Source organism: Paraburkholderia sp. 31.1 (assembly GCF_014397645.1).
Classification (GTDB): domain Bacteria; phylum Pseudomonadota; class Gammaproteobacteria; order Burkholderiales; family Burkholderiaceae; genus Paraburkholderia; species Paraburkholderia tuberum.
Genome location: NZ_VZQN01000057.1, coordinates 20,775 through 34,504, shown reverse-complemented (window position 1 = coordinate 34,504; position 13,730 = coordinate 20,775). Strand labels below are relative to the sequence as shown.

The window sequence follows — 13,730 nt, the reverse complement described above, 5'->3', positions numbered from 1 at the left end:
CGTATTCTGCCCACGGAGGGCTGTGTCAGGCGTATCCATTTGCGTGCTCCTTCGGAGAAAACGAGTGTGCAACTCCCGTTTTACTCCAGTCGGGCTTACTGCCACTGCCCTCCCACATAGCATCTAGTGTGAATCCGCGCCTTTCCGGCCAGCATCAATGGTCTATTCTTGATGCCAGTAGCCGTTGAAGGCGAGGTGACGGCGCGAGGGGTGTAAAGGCGCAAGGAGGCTAACGTGAGCTACAAACTCGACGGCAGTATTCTGGAAGTGTGTAATTGCAACGTACTTTGCCCTTGCTGCATAGGTGAGGACGCCGACAATGGCAGCTGTTGCGCCGCGATCGCCCACCACTTCGACAAGGGCTCGATCGATGACATTGAGGTCTCTGGATTGACGGTGGCCTGTGCCACCTTCATTCCTGGCAATATCCTGCAGGGCAACTGGCAGGTAGCCGTGTACATCGATGACCGGGCCACCGATGTCCAGTTTGAGGCGCTCTCCAGCGTCTACCGGGGCGAGCGCGGCGGCCCGCTGGCCGACTTCGCCCATATGTACGGAAAAATCGTCTCGATCGAGCGCGCGCCCATTATCTTCGACCTTCAGGGCGGTAAAGGCAAACTCGATATTGGCGTGGACATTCATGCGGAACTCGAGCCGTACTGGAGTCCGAGCGGCGCCCCCGCGGTGCTTCTCGGTAATTCCATCTCGACGACACCATGCTCCCCGGCGATCATCAGCAAAGCGAGCGCTTACCGGATGAAAAACCCTCTGCTCAAGGTCGACCTCAACCTGACGGGTCATAACGCCACCCAAGGCCATTTCAACTTCCAGGCCTGACTCTCCTCCAACGGCCACCGAGCCTCGCGATGAAGTCCGCTTCAAGTCCGCTTCGCGCTCAGGGCTTTTTCCGCCATTGCTAGCCGGGCCGGTGCTTTCGGCCTGGCTAGCACTGTGGGGATTGGATGAAGGACCGTATTCACGCTATCTGAACCATACCGGTTGAATCCGCCAACCCGTCGCGGCCGTTCGACCTGGCTCCGATGGAAGGGCTACCTTGAAGGTGCAGCCGCCATCGCTCGGTTGCGGATAGCTAATCGCCCAATTCGACCCTTCGTACATAGCCTTTTCGTCGCGCCTGGATCCCGGCCACGTTAATGTGTCGAGAACCATTGGTCGACTTCGATATCCCGATGGCCCTGGCAGGAGACGGGCAACCTTGGTATTTCCGTGCATGCGGCGGTGCGTCATCTATTGGCGACGTGACTCTTTGGAATGCAAAAATGCAGGCATCCGAGTTGACCGACGACCAGGTCGCGGAACTGGTAGAGATGTTCCGGCAGATGGGCGATCCGACCGGCCTGAAAATAATTGCAGCATGCCTTCGCGTGGCGATGTGCGTTTCCTGCATCGCGGCCAAATATGGCTTGGCGCAAACGCTCGTCAGCCATCACCTGCGGCTTTTGCGAGCAGCCCGGGTGCTGCGCGTCGATCGGTGCGGAAAACAGATTTTCTGTGTAGCAACTGACGAGCACGTAAAGCGTGTCATCAGCGACGTGGCTGAACACGAGTGTGAGCATCCGCCGTCCGAATTTGATGAGCCACCGAAGGAGGAATGACGCGTTTTGCAGCTGACCTGCAAGGCAAGCCCCGATGTTTTCCGGCTATCGAACCCACCGCGCCGGTTAATTAAAGCATAGACGCGTTGACTTCATCGGGGGTATGGCATCATCTAGACGGAAAAAAGGGGCGTTGACTTCGGCGTGCGTAAGGAGGATCGCTTTAACATCTGGCCGGATTAACCGTTGCCCATTTGGGGGCACGCCGCGAAGCCCACGTCATGCGTTCACTATCATGTGAGTCGAGGAGCACCGCTATGAGCACCTGCAACGAACCGCATCATGCCCATCATGACCATCAGCATGGTCCGAACTGCGGACACACTGCGATCAGGCATGGCGATCACACTGACTATCTGCACGATGGCCACCTGCACCATCCCCATGGCGATCACGTGGACGAACACCGGCTGGAGGTGAGCGCAAAAAATCCGGATCAATGTACTTCCAACTGCGGCGGTCATGAGTCGGGACATGTCCACGGGCCGGCATGCGGCCACGAAGCGGTACCGCACGGCGATCACGTCGACTACCTGGTCAACGGCCACCTGCACCATCCGCACGGCGATCATTGCGACGACCACGGCCCGGTTGAGCTCGCCTGAGTGCCCGGCGCCAGGCAGGCGAAGTACCTCAATACGATTGAGTATGCATGGTGCCAGGTTACTGCCTGGGTGGACACACCTTACTGCGTCCACTCAGGGAACGGGTCGGTAAATTTGTGCCACTCGACTTCATCACGGGCCAGTTCGTCCTCGCTTAGCAGGCAGGCATCAAAGGACGCGCGCAAGGCTGCCTCGTCCATTCCGGTGCCGATCAGGACCAGCTCCTGTTGACGATCCCCGAAACGCTCATGCCAGCGGCTTCGGATGATAGCCTGTGCTTCGGGCTCCTGCGGCCAGGCGTGCCTGGGCACGGCCGCCCACCAGGTCCCGGCGCGTCCGTGACGCGAAACCGCGCCGGCTTGCGACCATTCGCCGACCGCATGGTTGCGCGAGGCCAGCCAGAAGTACCCCTTTGAGCGCACGACGCCCGGCCACTCGCTCTGAATCCAGTCGAAGAAACGCTGCGGATGAAACGGACGGCGCGCGCGGTAGACGAAGCTGGTGATGCCATATTGTTCGCTTTCGGGAATGTGTTCGCCGCGCATCTCCTTGAGCCACCCAGGCGCTTGCGCAGCGGCTTCGAAGTCGAACAGGCCGGTATCGAGAACCTGCCCGATCGGCACCTGGCCAAAGCGGCTTTCGACGATCTTCGCGCGGGCGTTCAGCACCCGCAGCACGCCTTTGAGCAACTCCAACTCGCTTGCGCTCACAAGGTCCGTCTTGTTCAGCACGATCACGTCGCAGAACTCGATCTGCTCGGTCAGCAGATCGACCACGGTGCGGCGGTCTTCCCCGCCCATCGTTTCGCCGCGATCCGCCAGGAAGTCATGGGAACCGTAGTCGCGCACAAAGTTATAGGCGTCGACGACCGTCACCATCGTGTCCAGGCGAGAGATATCCGAGAGGCTGTGACCTTGTTCGTCGCGAAACGTGAAGGTTTCCGCCACCGGCAAGGGCTCGGATATGCCCGTGGATTCGATCAGCAGATAGTCGAAGCGCTTCTCCCGCGCGAGCCGCTGGATCTCGATCAGCAGGTCCTCGCGCAATGTGCAGCAAATGCAACCGTTGCTCATTTCGACGAGCTTTTCGTCGATGTGCGAGAGCTGGCTGCCGCCGTCACGAATCAGCTGAGCGTCGATGTTGACTTCCGACATATCGTTCACGATTACGGCCACCCGCTTGCCTTCGCGGTTATTCAGGACGTGGTTCAGGAGCGAGGTCTTGCCCGCGCCGAGAAAGCCGGACAGTACCGTGACGGGGAGCTTGTGCATGGGAAAAGTGGAGCCTCAAACGTGGTGAAGAAGATCGCATGAATCGACACGGCCAGCCTGCTGGCCGAGGCGGGTGCGCGGCAAGCAGGCGCGATCCTTCGTGTCAGTTCTGCAGGACTTCGCCAACCATACAGTTGTCGAGGCCCGCCTTGATAAGATCATGTGGCAACTGTTTGCCGATGAAAACAATCCGGGTTTCGCGCGTTTCATTCGAGCCCCAGGACTTACCGATATCCGCGCCAAAAATCATATGTACGCCCTGGAACACTGCGCGACGGTCGACACCCGCCAGGTTCAGCACACCCTTGTAGCGCAGCATCGCGGCACCATAGATCGCAACCGTGGCGCTGAAGAACGCCTCGAGCTTGTCCCGATCCAGAGGCGCAGTAGTGCGGTAGACGAAGGACGTCACATCGTCGTCATGCTCGTGCGAAACGTCTTCAAGGAAATCGGGCTCGATGTCGACAATTGCATCCAGACTGAAGCTGCGGATGTCGAGCAGTTGCTTCAGGTCCGTCTCGCCAAAATGTGCCGGCCTGATCGTCGCGCGCGGGTTCATCTGCCGCAACCGGCGCATCAGTTGCTGCGCCTGCTCTTCGCCAACGAGGTCCACCTTGGATACGAGGATACGGTCCGCGAATCCGACCTGCTCCTGCGCTTCGTGATGTTCGTCGAGCTGCTCGCCGCCATGCCGTGCGTCGACCACCGTCACGATGGCGTCGAGCAGGTATTTCTCCTGCACGACATCGTCAACAAAGAACGTTTGCGCGACGGGCGCCGGATCGGCAAGTCCCGTTGTCTCGATGATGACCCGCTCGAACGCGAGTTCTCCTGTCTCCCGTCGCGCGGCGAGCGTCGAAAGAATGCGCACCAGGTCGCCACGCACCGTACAACAGATACAGCCGTTGTTCATTTCGACAATCTGCTCGTTACCGTCCTGCACCAGCAATTCGTTGTCGATGCCCGCTTCGCCGAACTCGTTTTCGATGACCGCAACGCGTCCGCCGTGATGCTCGGTCAGGATGCGGTTGAGCAAGGTCGTTTTTCCGGCGCCGAGGAAGCCGGTCAGGATGGTCGTCGGGATACGCTGGAAGCCGGTTGCATCTTGCATTGCATTCTCCTGTGAGCGGCACGCTCAAGCATGTTCGCCCGTCGAGGTGCCCGGGCGCTGAGCAAATGGTTACGGTCGAGATGCCCCCATGCGGTGACAGCCCGCTTCGCTGATGCCACGGTCCGGGACGGCCAGTCTGTCTGCTGGGAACGCTGGACACCACATGTGTTATGTTATAACGTATCTAATCCTATCGGATTGTTATTTTTCGTGCCAGGAACGCCAATGAAAAAAATCGCCACCAGGCTTTGCAACTCCGTTCAGCACCGCGCATCCTGGAGTTCAGGACAGCCAGACCGGTTTGTTTGGCGCGCCGCACTAAAGCCCATCGGTAGCCTTTCGGCTGCATTGGTACTGCTTGCCGTGCATCAGGGAAGCGCCATGGCGGCATCAGCAGCGGCTGGCGTAATCAACGCCATCGGTGTCGAAAACGAGTACGCCGACGTCATCGCCCAGATCGGCGGCAAGTACGTTCAGGTGAGCGCGATCGAAACGGATCCCAATACGGATCCACACACGTTCGAGGTCAACCCGAAGGTGGCAGCGCAGCTTGCTTCCGCCGATCTGATCGTCAAGAACGGCGTGGGATACGACGCCTGGGCCGACAAGATCATCGCAGCCGCGCCCAACAACAAACGCAAGGTCATTGACGCCCAACACCTGCTCGGCCTGCCCGACAGCACGCCGAACCCGCATCTCTGGTACGACCCGAAAACCATGCCGGCGGTTGCGAAGGCAGTGGCAGCGGACCTTTCCGCATTGAACCCTGCGCAGGCAGCCTACTTTCAAGCCAACGTGAAGAAGTTCGACGCATCACTCAAGCCCTGGCTGGCTGCAATTGCATCGTTCAAGGCGCACTACGCGCAAACGCCTGTCGCGGTGACGGAGCCGGTCGCCAACTACATGCTCGAAGCGGTCGGCACCGATATCGCCACACCCTTCAGCCTGCAGGCGGCGATCATGAACGGCACCGATCCCTCTCCGCAGGACGTGACGAAACAGAACAGCCTGTTCACGGACCACAAGGTCAAGGTGTTCGTCTACAACCAGCAGGTCACGGATGCGCTCACACAGTCGTTCCTCAATCTGGCCAGGAAAAATGGTATTCCGGTGGTCGGCGTCTACGAGACCATGCCAACCCCCGGCTTTACTTACCAGTCGTGGATGCTGGCGGAAGTCAGTGCGCTGGAAAAGGCAGTGACTTCCAAAGTGTCCACTGAAACCTTGCAGGCTGTGCAGTGAGCGGCATGTGCCCTGGCAACGAGGTCCTTGCGGTCGACCGGGTGAGCGTCTCTTTCCCGGGGCACAGCGTGCTACATGAGGTGAGTTTCAGTCTGGAAGCGGGAGAGTTCTGCGGCCTTATCGGTTCGAACGGTTCGGGCAAGACCACGCTGCTGCGTACGATCCTCGGCTTCCAGGTAGCGAGTGCAGGTAGCATCAGGATCAATGGTGCGCGCAGCCTCACCTCGGTGGGTTACGTCCCGCAGAAGATCGCGCTCGACCCCTACCTCCCGATGCGTGCGCGGGATCTGGTGTCGCTCGGCCTCGAGGGCCATAGGCTCGGCTTGCCGTTACCGTCGAAAAAACGCCGCGAGGCGGTCGACGGGATGCTCAAAGTCGTGGATGCAGAGCCTTTCGCGGACCAGCGCATCGGGGAACTGTCCGGAGGCCAGCAGCAGCGGGTACTGATCGCACACGCTCTGGTTCGCCGTCCGCGGCTGCTGTTGCTGGACGAACCTCTGGCCAACCTCGACATGCGCAGCGTCGCCGAAATTGTCGCGCTGTTGCGCCGCCTGAGCCTCGAGCACGGGCTTGCGGTCCTGCTTTCGGCACATGACATGAATCCCTTGCTGCCGGTGATGGACCGGATCGTCTACCTCGCCAATGGCCACGCAGCGAGCGGGGCGACGGACGAAGTGGTGCGTACCGAGGTCCTGAGCAGACTGTACGGCTATCACATCGATGTCGTCCGCGTGCACGGCCGCGTGCTGGTGATTGCCGCCGGCACCGAGGCCGAAATGCTTGCCGCCGTTCGGCGAGACCCCGCCCACATTGTGCAGGTTCCCTGATTCAAGATGGATTCCCTGCTCACCCTCATCTTTGAACCGGGCTTCTTTAGCAGCGAACCGGTGCATACCGCGATGGTAGTCGGCGGCGGCGCCGCAGTCGTGTCCGGCGTAATTGGCGTATTCACCGTCATGAGGAGCCAGTCCTTCGCCGGCCACGCGCTGGCCGATGTGAGCAGCGCGGGCGGTGCTGCGTCGTTCCTGCTCGGCATCAACCCGTTGCTGGGATTTCTCATCATGGCGGTCATGGCAGCGGGCGGCATGGAACTGGTGCGGGTGCGCCGCGCCCGTGAGCGCGATCTTGTGACCGGCGTCGTGCTGGGCGCGGGGCTTGGCCTTGCCGCGCTGTTTCTTTACCTCGACGTGACATCGAAAAGCACGACTGGAGCGGCGATCACCGTCATGTTCGGATCAATGTTCGCCATTCCGGCATCGATCATTCCGCTCGCACTGGCGGTGGGCACGGGGGCGTTGATTGCCGCGGGCGTGCTTTATCGTCCCTTGCTGCTCAGCTCCGTTGACCCAGAGCTGGCTGCGGTCATGGGCGTGCGGGTACGGACGGTCGGATTCCTGCACCTGCTGGTATTGGCGCTGGCCGTTTCCCTATCAGCTATTACGGTCGGCGCCATCCTGTCGACCGCACTCCTGATAGGTCCGGCGGCGATCGCCTTGAGGGTGGCAAAGCGGCCAGGCTGGGCCACGGGTCTGTCCGCGTTAATCGGCCTGGGCACGACCTGGGGTGGCATCCTCCTCGCGTACGACAGCTACTACTGGACCCCCGGGCACGGCTGGCCAGTGAGCTTCTTCGTGGTGACGCTTATCTTCGCCCTGTATGTCATCACAGGTCGCGCCGGACCTGCACGGAAGCCCCCAACGGGCGCGCGGATCGCCCTGAACGCCCGTGAACCGGGTGAGGCCTGACCATGTTCTCCAGTTTCATGACCAACACGTGGATCGTGGCGAGCATCGTGGCTGCGGTCGCCGGATTCATCGGTTTCTTCGTGGTGATTCGAGGCGCCTCGTTCGCCGCGCACGCCTTGCCGCTCGGCACCTTTCCGGGTGCTGCAGCGGCAAGCCTGCTCGGTATCAATCCGCTCTTCGGCCTGATCGTCTTCGCTGGTCTCGGCGTGATCGGAATCAGTTGGCTGAGCCGGCGCGGGAGACACGAAGTCGCAACCGCCCTGTGCCTCGTCACGCTGCTAGGCTTCGGGGCGCTGTTCCTGAGCATGACGAGCGAGTATTCACAAGCGGTCTATGCCCTTCTGTTCGGCGAAGTACTGGGCGTGAGCAACACCGATCTCGCGCCGGTTGCCGCGATCAGCGGGTTCTCGATTGCGGTTGCGGTTGTGCTCTTCCGGCCACTCCTGCTCAGTTCGGTATCGCCCGATCTGGCGAAGGCGAGAGGCGTATCGAGCCGCGCGATGGAACTTGCGTTCATGAGCATCCTGGCGCTTGCGACGGCAATGGCGCTCCCGGTAGTGGGCGCGCTGCTAGTGTTCAGCCTGATGATTGGACCCGCGGCTGCGGCCCGCTCGCTGACTGACCGGCCGATTCTTGCGATATGCGTGTCGGTTGGAATTTCGCTCGTCACGGTGTGGACATCGATCGCCCTCTCCTATGTCTCCAACTGGCCAGTCGGTTTCTTCGTTGGCATGCTTGGGGCCGCCTGTTACGGAGTGGGGCAGGTGTGGACCCGGGCACGAGCCTTCGCGCGCCACCACGACGAACGGCCGGCCTCGGAGGCACCAGCCGGCTCACTGACGGGACCGCCAACCGGCGTGAAGCCGAGCGCATGAGACTTGGCCTCAATCGCGGCAAGCGACGTGCGGTCCTCGTCGAATGTGAGGTCAGGCTTTCCTGGCCGTAGCTAACGTTGATGTCGGACACGACTGGCAGCCGCTTCATCGCGTTCTCGATCTTCAATGCACAAGACGCGCAGTCCGTGCCCCCGATGCGCAGTTTCAGCGGCAGAGAAGAGTTCACCGTTTCGACCTCGACGCGTCTCATCACGGTGACTACGATAGACCCTGTAGCTACTACAAAGGTCAAGTTGCTTCGAGCAAACCGGTCGGCGAGCGCAAGCTGAATGGCCATCACACTACCTGGCGACGGCGTCCAGATAATGTCGGGCCGCACGCATGACGTGCCGCTCGGCGAGCAGCGCGGCAAGCGCCGCATCTCCAGACTGCACCGCGCGCAGAATCGCAGCGTGCTCTTCCCAGGTCAGCCGGATTTCGTTTTCCGTCGCGTTCATGAAAAGCCTGCGCGAGCGGTCCCGTAGCGGGTTCAGTCGCGGTAAGGCGATTTTGGCGGACGATTGCGATTTGAGAAGGATTGCTTACATCGCCAGCGAGTAGAATTGCCGGGCGGCCGATGGCTTGAGTTTGCCGGAGTCTCTCATCTGCCCCTTGGCGATCATATGCATGAGTTCAATGCCACTCAACAAGATGCGGGCAGAACTGAAATCCTTGAATCCCAACATGGGTCGGGTACGTCGCTTGATCGCCCGATGGTCTTGTTCCACGATATTCTTGAGATACTTGGCCTGGCGGATCTTGATGGGCGTCTCACGCTCGGCGTTCACGGCGTGCAGCCCGGCCAGATTGGCACCGCTTTTGTCGATGGTTACGGTTTCGGGCGCGCCATTCTGATCGATGGCCTTCTCGAAGTACCGTCGGGCCGCTTCCTTGTCCCGCTTGGCTCGCAGCAGGAAATCAACCGTGTTGCCGGTCTTGTCGACGGCGCGTTAGAGATACTTCCATGTGCCTCGGACCTTCACATAGGTTTCGTCCATCCGCCAGCTCTTGCCGACCGGGCGCTTGCAGCGGCGGAATGCCTTTTCAAGCACTGGCAGAAGCTTGATGGCCCACCGATGCACGGTCGAATGATCGACCGCGATCCCGCGTTCGGCCATCATCTCCTCGAGATTGCGCAAGCTCAGCGGGTAGGCCACGTACCAACGCACGCACACCAACATTATCTCGAGCGGCATTCTGTTAGGTCCCGCAGCATACCAGCCTCCGCTATTGCAACAGAACCGGTGCGGCGGGGTCGCGGGTCTGATGTCAGTCTGCTGAGTGACCTGGACGGAGCGGTGTGCAATGGGTCGCAGCAATAGCGCTGGCAAAATTTCGCGCTATTATTTCTGGATTGGGGGCCAGTAGAGGACAAACATGGATGCGTCTTCAGACAGTACCGATCGCCCATGGAGCGTGTCGCTGATTCAGACCAAGATGCTCCCGCCCCGTCTTCCGTCTGGCTGCGTGCAACGATCCGTGTTGCTTAAGTGGTTGCGTAAGCAGCCGGTTCGCAGCATCACCGTCGTGACCGCCCCGGCGGGGTTCGGCAAGACGACATTGCTTGCTGGTTGGTGTGAAGCGCTGTCGCAGCGAAAGCATGTTGTTGCATGGCTCAGCCTCGACGCAGAAGACGATGATCCGCAGCAGTTCTGCGCTTACCTGGTGGCCGCATTCGCCAGGGCCTCGGCGGAAATTGCCTCGCAAGCGCAACAGATCCTTAATAACGATCCGCTGACTCCTATCAGAACGGTCATTTCAATACTCCTGAACGGGATCGCTGCATCCGGCAGGCGCGTTTTCCTCGTGCTGGATGACGCCGACCGTCTGACTGCGAAACCAGTTCTTGCGATTACTTCCCGTCTGCTTCGCTATGCCCCCGAGAACATGCATATCCTGCTCGGGGTGCGGGGTGAACCGGCCTTGATAGTTGGTCAGTTTCGAGCTCCAGAGGAACTAGTACGTATTGATGTCGACGATCTCCGTTTTTCGATCGCCGATGCGCAGGCATTTTTTGACCGGACAGGCACCGTGCCGCTTGACCGGACCAGTGTCGAGTTGCTGAACGAGGCAACGGAGGGGTGGGTCGCTGGCTTGCAACTTGCTGCTCTTGCGCTACGCGATGTGGGCGATGCGGCCAAGGTCGCCGGTGCGCTGGTCGGAGTCAGCTCCGGAATCGATTCGTACCTGAACGATACCGTGCTCGCACATCTGCCGCTCCATATGCTGAAGTTTCTGCTGTACACGTCGATTCTTGAACGACTCGCCCCTGAGTTGTGCGATGCCATCATGGGCAAGGGAAGTGGAAGCGGGGGCGAGCTCGACTGGCTCGAGCGGCACAGCGTGTTCATCCGGCCGCTGGATGAAACACGGCACTGGTACCGCTATCATGCGCTCCTGTCCGACGCACTTCGTCGGCGCCTTCTTCGCCAGATGCCGCAACACGTCCCGTTGCTGCACCGTCGTGCGTCCCAATGGTTTGCAGGAGCACGTCTTTGGCCCGAGGCAGTCAGACATGCCTTGGCTGCAGGCGAACTCGAGCAGGCGGCACAGTGGGTTGAAAACTGTGCGACCGAGATGCTCGAGCGCGGTGAGTTGAACACGTTGCTAGGATGGATCGGAAAACTGCCACCGGATGTCATCCAGAGACGGCTTCGTTTGCGCCTGACGAAAGCATGGGCGCTCGTGTTCTCGATTCAGCCGGACGCCGCCTCGAGGGAGGTTGCTGCTGTTACCAACGAATTCTTTCGGGGGCGTCGCAAGGATACCGGCATGGTAGAGGAAGCGGCATTGGCGGAGATCAACGCGGTCAGCGCACTGATCGCCATTATGGTAGAGGACAGCGAGCGGGCACTCGAACTGGGCCATGCTGCTCAAACCTCAGTGGCGCCTACGGCGCCTTGGGTGCAGCGCTGCGCGCAATACGCGCAGCTCTTCGGCTTGATGCACAGGGGCAGGTTCGACCAGATACGTGAAATACGCGACGCCGTCGGCGAGCGAGTTGAACAGGGTCAGGAGCCCGACTACTCGGATATGTTTCGACGCTCGTCGTTCGGTGTTGCTGCATTTGTGCATGGCGAGCTGTCTGAATCAAGGCGAATTTTTGAGGCGATGTTCCACCGCATCGAAAAAGCATGGGGCCACTCGTCATCCTGCGCAACCTGGGCGGCCAGTTGCCTTGCTGCGATCTACTATGAGTGCAACGAACTGCCTGAAGCGCGGAGGATGATCGCGGGCCGCACGACCGCTGCACTGGAAACCTCGCCGCTAACTGGTTTGATGCGCCATATACTGTCTGCAGCACGCTTGCTGTGGCGCGACGGGGAGATGGGTTCGGCGCTGGCTATTCTCGAAGACGGTCGACAGGCCGCCGTAACCCGACACTGGCTACGTCTGAAGTTGGCGCTGGATGCCGAAACGGTAAGATTGCTCCTTGTAGAAGGCAACGTTGCTCAAGCGAGGCAGATCGCCGACGAGCTGAGCAAGAGCGTGCCAATGATGTGCGAAGGGCGGACTGGGTGCGCGGTAGACACCTGGACAAGCTATTGTCTCCTGCAGGCTCGCGTACTGATCGCCGGGGATCGTGCAGATGAAGCCGTCACGCTTCTCACACCTTTGCTTGATACGCTGGCTGCTACGGGCAGGCGCTATTCGGAGGCTGTGGTTTCCTTGCTGTTCTCATGCGCGCTCGCGCAATGTGGAGCGTCCGAAAAGGCGCTTGGTGCGCTCGAACGAGCGCTACGGCTCGGAAGGCAGAGCGGCATGATTAACAGCTTCGTTGATGAGGGGCCACCCGTGCGCGCGTTGCTACAGCAATTTCGCTTGGCTTCAGCGAATGTTTCCACGGCAGAAACGGCGTATGTCGACAGGCTGCTTACAGCTTTTGATGCCTTCGGCGACTCACCGGCTGCGTCGCCCGCGCATGTTGAGGCCGTGCCGCTGTCACCGGATGCTCTTAGTGCGAGGGAGTTTGAGGTACTCGAGTGCGTTGCCCGCGGTCTTTCGAACAAGGAAATCGGCCGGTCGTTGAAACTGGCACCCGAGACGGTCAAGTGGCATTTGAAAAATATCTTCGAAAAGCTCGACGTCAATTCGCGAATTGACGCCGTACAGAGAGTTTTTGGACTTGGGGTAGGAGAGGGCCGCGCGGCCATGTAGTGACGAGCCATATGCAATAGCCCTCACCAGATTCGGCGCGGACATCCCCAGATCGCTTGGACTTTTTTCTCGGAATCACAAGCGCAGCCGCTTCGGCCAGCGCCTTCTCCTTGCGCTGCAATTCCTTCTCAAGCTGCTGGATGCGCTTCTTGTCATCGACGCGGAATCGACAATCCCGGACAAGTAGCGTCCAGGGGTCTGCGTGTTACTTCTTGAATGTGCCGAGCAGTTCGGTGTGCGCCACGACATGGCCTTGCATCGCCTTTTCCAACGCCGCCTTTGTGGGCTTGTGAAGATCGGGCAGCACGGTGTCGAGCGCGTAGAGCTTATGGAAATACCGATGACGGCCAGTGGGCGGGCATGGGCCGCCATACGTGGTGCGATGGAAGTCGTTGGTGCCTTCAAGTGTGCCTGCCGGAAGCGCGCCCGCAGTGACGCCCTCCTGAACACCAGGAGCCGTCGTCGGGATGTTGTAAAGCACCCAGTGGACCCATGTCATCCGTGGCGCGGCCGGGTCGGGCGCGTCGGGGTCGTCGACGATCAGCACGAGGCTTTTCGCGTTGGCGGGTACCCCGGACCACGAGAGCGGCGGGGAGACGTCCGCGCCCGTGCAGGTGTAGCGCCGAGGAATCTCGCTTCCTTCGTGGAAAGCTTGTGAGGTGAGGGTGAAGGCCATGGTGCGCTCCTCGGCGTCAGCCCGCGCCGCCAGCTAGTGCTTGCGATGCATCCAGCTCATATGATGTGTATCGAGCCACTGACTCAGGCTCTCTCCCGGGTGATCGTGCCTGTAGCGCCTGGACAAGGCCGATGCAACGACAACGAGAACCACAAGGCCAACCCAAAAACTGATCATTGATTGAGCCATGGCAGCCTCCTTGGGGAACGCGACTATCCCTAAATTGTAGTCATTGGCGGCCGAACTGGCTCAACTCGAGAAGGCGGCTTACAGCCCGAACGGCTACGTCGACGATCCTCCCAATCTCCAGCGTGCCGAAACCCCGTATTTGCGTGATCGCCACGGCATCTGTTGCAGTGCGGCACTCCCCAATCGACCCAATATGCGGGACGAGCCTGGATTGCCGCGCCGCTGCGCTGCCCCCTATCATC

The 13,730-nt window shown here is 60.3% G+C and carries 12 protein-coding genes and 2 pseudogenes; 8 read left to right on the top strand and 6 right to left on the bottom strand.

What is annotated here, in order from left to right; genetic code table 11:
* The first annotated feature begins 234 nt into the window (after positions 1 to 234).
* The 3 genes from F6X37_RS31635 to F6X37_RS31625 all read left to right on the top strand — a co-directional run bounded on the left by F6X37_RS31635 (position 235) and on the right by F6X37_RS31625 (position 2,221).
* Positions 235 to 837 (top strand): DUF1326 domain-containing protein, encoded by a 603-nt coding sequence (locus F6X37_RS31635; protein ID WP_184071866.1) that lies wholly within the window; start codon positions 235 to 237, stop codon positions 835 to 837.
* 332 nt (positions 838 to 1,169) lie between these two features.
* A complete protein-coding gene (locus F6X37_RS31630; RefSeq protein ID WP_262420099.1) occupies positions 1,170 to 1,616 on the top strand; it encodes an ArsR/SmtB family transcription factor in 447 nt (148 codons plus the stop codon).
* A 257-nt stretch (positions 1,617 to 1,873) separates the two neighbouring features.
* Positions 1,874 to 2,221, top strand: coding sequence for a hypothetical protein (locus tag F6X37_RS31625; protein WP_090811191.1), 348 nt, complete (start codon positions 1,874 to 1,876; stop codon positions 2,219 to 2,221).
* A gap of 80 nt (positions 2,222 to 2,301) precedes the next feature.
* Here F6X37_RS31625 and zigA read toward each other — a convergent pair whose 3' ends face one another.
* Positions 2,302 to 3,492: a zinc metallochaperone GTPase ZigA gene (zigA, locus tag F6X37_RS31620; protein WP_090811193.1), complete on the bottom strand. Its 1,191-nt coding sequence runs from the start codon at positions 3,490 to 3,492 to the stop codon at positions 2,302 to 2,304.
* 103 nt (positions 3,493 to 3,595) lie between these two features.
* Positions 3,596 to 4,603 carry a CobW family GTP-binding protein gene (locus tag F6X37_RS31615; RefSeq protein WP_187613991.1) on the bottom strand — a complete coding sequence of 336 codons (1,008 nt, stop codon included), beginning with the start codon at positions 4,601 to 4,603 and terminating at the stop codon, positions 3,596 to 3,598.
* A gap of 225 nt (positions 4,604 to 4,828) precedes the next feature.
* On the opposite strand from F6X37_RS31615, the gene F6X37_RS31610 reads away from it, so the two are divergent.
* From F6X37_RS31610 to F6X37_RS31595, 4 genes are read left to right on the top strand one after another with little or no spacing between them, the layout of a single operon-like run.
* On the top strand, positions 4,829 to 5,845 hold the full coding sequence (locus tag F6X37_RS31610; protein ID WP_262420098.1) for a metal ABC transporter solute-binding protein, Zn/Mn family: 1,017 nt from the start codon (positions 4,829 to 4,831) through the stop codon (positions 5,843 to 5,845).
* Between the two features lie 5 nt (positions 5,846 to 5,850).
* Positions 5,851 to 6,672, top strand: a complete 822-nt coding sequence (locus F6X37_RS31605; RefSeq protein ID WP_187613992.1) for a metal ABC transporter ATP-binding protein — start codon at positions 5,851 to 5,853, stop codon at positions 6,670 to 6,672.
* Between the two features lie 6 nt (positions 6,673 to 6,678).
* Positions 6,679 to 7,590, top strand: a complete 912-nt coding sequence (locus tag F6X37_RS31600) for a metal ABC transporter permease (RefSeq protein WP_187613990.1) — start codon at positions 6,679 to 6,681, stop codon at positions 7,588 to 7,590.
* A gap of 2 nt (positions 7,591 to 7,592) precedes the next feature.
* Entirely contained in the window at positions 7,593 to 8,465 is an 873-nt protein-coding gene (locus F6X37_RS31595; protein ID WP_262420097.1) for a metal ABC transporter permease, read from the top strand.
* Positions 8,466 to 8,767: 302 nt separating this feature from the next.
* On the opposite strand, the gene F6X37_RS31585 is transcribed toward F6X37_RS31595, so the two are convergent.
* Together F6X37_RS31585 and F6X37_RS31580 are read right to left on the bottom strand one after the other, a co-directional pair.
* Positions 8,768 to 8,959, bottom strand: a complete 192-nt coding sequence (locus F6X37_RS31585) for an FCD domain-containing protein (RefSeq protein ID WP_410451443.1) — start codon at positions 8,957 to 8,959, stop codon at positions 8,768 to 8,770.
* Between the two features lie 48 nt (positions 8,960 to 9,007).
* Positions 9,008 to 9,661: pseudogene (locus tag F6X37_RS31580) on the bottom strand (IS6 family transposase).
* A 181-nt stretch (positions 9,662 to 9,842) separates the two neighbouring features.
* Between F6X37_RS31580 and F6X37_RS31575 the strand changes: the two are divergent.
* Complete coding sequence (locus F6X37_RS31575; RefSeq protein ID WP_187613989.1) at positions 9,843 to 12,623, top strand: LuxR C-terminal-related transcriptional regulator; 2,781 nt, start codon at positions 9,843 to 9,845, stop codon at positions 12,621 to 12,623.
* A gap of 55 nt (positions 12,624 to 12,678) precedes the next feature.
* On the opposite strand, the pseudogene F6X37_RS31570 reads toward F6X37_RS31575, so the two are convergent.
* Together F6X37_RS31570 and F6X37_RS31565 are read right to left on the bottom strand one after the other, a co-directional pair.
* Positions 12,679 to 12,777: pseudogene (locus tag F6X37_RS31570) on the bottom strand (transposase); the annotation flags it as partial.
* 51 nt (positions 12,778 to 12,828) lie between these two features.
* The gene (locus F6X37_RS31565) at positions 12,829 to 13,299 is read right to left on the bottom strand and encodes a YbhB/YbcL family Raf kinase inhibitor-like protein (protein ID WP_090811205.1); all 471 of its coding nucleotides are present in this window, start codon (positions 13,297 to 13,299) and stop codon (positions 12,829 to 12,831) included.
* Positions 13,300 to 13,730 lie beyond the last annotated feature (431 nt).